This window comes from Mycobacterium sp. E2462 (assembly GCF_001672685.1).
Lineage (GTDB): Bacteria > Actinomycetota > Actinomycetes > Mycobacteriales > Mycobacteriaceae > Mycobacterium.
The window spans coordinates 1-3,655 of the sequence record NZ_LZKC01000010.1 but is presented as its reverse complement, the minus strand read 5'-3'; the positions used below and the strand labels follow the sequence as shown (position 1 = coordinate 3,655).

Sequence of the window (3,655 nt, the reverse complement as noted above, 5' to 3'; positions counted from 1 at the left end):
GGGCCGGCTCGATCTTGTTGCGCCGCAACGCGTCGACCTGACCGGGGCGGATGCTCTTGATGGTGGACGGCACCAGGAAGGCGTAGGCGCGGCTGCGGGTGGCGACGGCCAGCAGCGCGTCGAACTCGCCCAGCTCGCTGGAGCGCACCGTGCGCTGCGCCCAGTCGACGGCGTTGTACCCGGAGAAGTCGTCGACGTAGACGACCCACAACCGGATGTGGCGATCGTCGTAAAGCTTGCCGATCGCGGAGGTCACCGCCGCACGCCCCGAATCCGACAGCGCCGCGGACTGATCGGTGACGTAATCGGCCAGCCGCAACGGCGGTTGGGCGCCGGCCGGCGGCGCCACCAGCACACCGCCGCCGAGGGCGACCGCGACGGCCGTCGCGACGACGGCCAGCAGGCGGGCGATGCGCATAGCCGCCAATTTAGTCCCGTGCCACTGCGTGCGGCGGCGACGGGCGAGCCGGGCGTTGCCTGGCAGACTGTGCCTCGGTGATGACGAACGAGCACGAGCCCTACGACGACTTCGACCGTGACCGACGGGTCCTCGAAGCGCCGAAGACCGCCGGCCTGCCGGGCACCGAGGGGCAGCACCGCACCGACTTCGCGCGGGACCGCGCGCGGGTCCTGCACAGCGCCGCGCTGCGGCGCCTGGCCGACAAGACCCAGGTGGTCGGGCCGCGCGAGGGCGACACGCCGCGCACCCGCCTGACGCACTCGCTGGAGGTTGCCCAGATCGGGCGGGGGATGGCCATCGGGCTGGGTTGCGACCTCGACCTGGTCGAGCTGGCGGGGTTGGCCCACGACATCGGGCACCCGCCGTACGGGCACAACGGCGAACGCGCGCTCGACGAGGTCGCCGCCGGCTACGGCGGCTTCGAGGGCAACGCTCAAAACTTCCGCATCCTCACCAGCCTCGAGCCGAAAGTGCTTGACGCTCAAGGCAACAGCGCCGGGCTCAACCTCACGCGGGCGTCACTGGACGCCGTCACCAAGTACCCGTGGACCCGCGCCGAGGGGCTCGCCGCCGGGTGCAGCAAGTTCGGTTTCTACGACGCCGACCGCGAGCCGGCGGCCTGGGTGCGCGCCGGCGCGCCCGAGGGTCGTACGTGCCTGGAGGCTCAGGTGATGGACTGGGCCGACGACGTCGCGTACTCCGTGCACGACGTCGAGGACGGCGTGGTGTCCCAGCGCATCGACCTGCGGGTGCTCGGCGACGACGACGAGGCGGCGGCCTTGGCCGCGCTGGGGGCCAGCGAGCACGCGTGGTTGAGCGCCGACGATTTCCTCGCGGCCGCGCGGCGGCTGTCGGGCCTGCCGGTGGTGGCCGCGGTCGGCAAATACGACGCCACGCTGGCGGCGTCGGTCGCGCTCAAGCAGCTGACCAGCGAATTGGTCGGCCGGTTCGCCTCGGCCGCCATCGCCACCACCCGCGCGGCCGCCGGCCCGGGCCCGCTGGCGCGGTACCGGGCGAACCTGGAGGTGCCCGACCTGGTGCGCGCCGAGGTGGCGCTGCTGAAAATCCTGGCGCTGCAGTTCATCATGTCCGATCCGCGCCATCAACAGACCCAGGCCGGGCAGCGCGACCGCATCCACCGGGTGGCGGAGTGGCTGCATGCCGGCGCACCCCGGACGCTGGACCCCATCTTCGCCGCCGCATTCACCGCCGCCGCCGACGACGCCGGGCGGCTGCGGGTGGTCGTCGACCAGATCGCCTCCTACACCGAGGGCCGGCTGGAGCAGATCGACGCCCGCCAGGCCGCGCCGTAGCCGGTCGACGGCGACCAAGTCGTCCCATCGTGGCGGCGTCGCGGCGCTGGCGAGTTAGGCTGCCCGGCATGACGAAGTTCAGCGGCCCCACCGCCATCGCCGCTCTCCTGGTCGGGCTTCCCGTCGCCGCCGTGACCGCCTGCAGCTCACCGCAGCACGCGAGCAACCAGCCGGGCACCACCCCGCCCGTGAAGAGCGACGCGCCCTCGTCGTCCGCCGAAGCGACCCCGGCCGCCGGCGCCGGCCCGCTCACCGCGCAGCTCAAGGCGCCGGACGGCCGGTCGGTGGCCAGCGCGACCTTCGAGTTCTCCGGCGGGTACGTGACCGTCACCGTGAAGACCACGACGCCCGGCATCCTGGCGCCCGGCTTCCACGGCCTGCACATCCACGAGATCGGCAAGTGCGAGCCGAACTCCGTCGCCCCCACCGGCGGCCCGGCCGGCAACTTCCTGTCCGCCGGCGGTCACTACCAGGCGCCCGGTCACACCGGTAAGCCGGAGAGCGGCGACCTGACGGCGTTGGAGGTCCGCCAGGACGGGTCGGCCTACCTGGTCACCACCACCGACGCGGTCAACCGCGACGAATTGCTCGCCGGCACCAAGACCGCCCTGATGCTGCACGGCGTTTCCGACACCGACACCGCGATGGACCGGGTCGCCTGCGGTGTGATCGGTACGGGCTAGCCGAACCGCCCGGCGCCCTACACTGAACCGATGACCAGCCCGGCCGGCTCGCGCTATCCCACCCCCCGGGAGGGGGACGGGGCGCGGGGCGCCGACGGCCGGACCCGCGGCCGCGTCCCCGACCGCGACATCGCCGCCATCCGCGAGCGGGTGCGCATCGACGAGGTCGTCGGTGACTACGTCCAATTGCGCCGCGCCGGTGCGGATTCGCTGAAGGGCCTGTGCCCCTTCCACGACGAGAAGTCGCCGTCGTTTCACGTGCGCCCCAACCACGGGCACTTCCACTGCTTCGGTTGCGGGGAGGGCGGTGACGTGTATGCGTTCATACAAAAGATCGAGCACGTCAGCTTCGTCGAGGCCGTCGAACTGCTCGCCGACCGGATCGGCCACACCATCAACTACACCGGGCCGGCGACCAGCGTCCAGCGCGACCGCGGCAGCCGCACCCGGCTCATCACGGCCAACGCGGCGGCCGCGGAGTTCTACGCGGCGGCGCTGGAGACCCCCGAGGCGGCGCCGGCCCGGCAATATCTGACGGAACGCAATTTCGACGCCGACGCGGCCCGCCAGTTCGGTTGCGGCTACGCGCCCTCGGGCTGGGATTCGCTGACAAAACATCTGATACGCAAGGGCTTTGAGTTCAAGGAGCTCGAGGCGGCGGGCCTGTCCCGGCAGGGTCGCCGCGGGCCGATGGACCGCTTCCACCGCAGGCTGCTGTGGCCGATCCGCACCTCCGCGGGGGAGGTGATCGGCTTCGGCGCCCGGCGGCTCTACGACGACGACCCGATGGAAGCCAAGTACATCAACACCCCCGAGACGCTGCTCTACAAGAAGTCGTCGGTGATGTTCGGCATCGACTTGGCCAAACGCGACATCGCCAGGGGTCACCAGGCGGTGGTCGTCGAGGGCTACACCGACGTGATGGCGATGCACCTGTCCGGGGTGACCACGGCGGTCGCCTCCTGCGGCACCGCGTTCGGCGACGACCACCTGGCGATGCTGCGCCGACTCATGATGGACGACAGCTTCTTTCGCGGCGAACTCATCTACGTGTTCGACGGCGACGCGGCCGGGCGGGCCGCCGCGCTCAAGGCCTTCGACGGCGAGCAGAACTTGGCGGGGCAGTCCTTCGTCGCGGTGGCCCCCGACGGCATGGATCCCTGCGACCTGCGGTTGAGGTCCGGTGACGGCGCGCTGCG

The 3,655-nt window shown here is 71.7% G+C and carries 4 protein-coding genes; 3 read left to right on the top strand and 1 reads right to left on the bottom strand.

Going from position 1 to position 3,655, the window contains the following annotated elements; translation table 11 throughout:
- The coding region (locus tag A5714_RS00270; RefSeq protein ID WP_197513487.1) for a TPM domain-containing protein at positions 1–418 on the bottom strand (418 nt) is incomplete at its 3' end.
- An 80-nt stretch (positions 419–498) separates the two neighbouring features.
- Here A5714_RS00270 and A5714_RS00265 point away from each other — a divergent pair.
- The 3 genes from A5714_RS00265 to dnaG all read left to right on the top strand — a co-directional run.
- Positions 499–1,773 (top strand): deoxyguanosinetriphosphate triphosphohydrolase, encoded by a 1,275-nt coding sequence (locus A5714_RS00265; RefSeq protein WP_068065735.1) that lies wholly within the window; start codon positions 499–501, stop codon positions 1,771–1,773.
- A 68-nt stretch (positions 1,774–1,841) separates the two neighbouring features.
- On the top strand, positions 1,842–2,456 hold the full coding sequence (locus tag A5714_RS00260) for a superoxide dismutase family protein (RefSeq protein WP_068065738.1): 615 nt from the start codon (positions 1,842–1,844) through the stop codon (positions 2,454–2,456).
- Between the two features lie 30 nt (positions 2,457–2,486).
- The coding region (gene dnaG / locus A5714_RS00255; protein ID WP_068281693.1) for a DNA primase at positions 2,487–3,655 on the top strand (1,169 nt) is incomplete at its 3' end.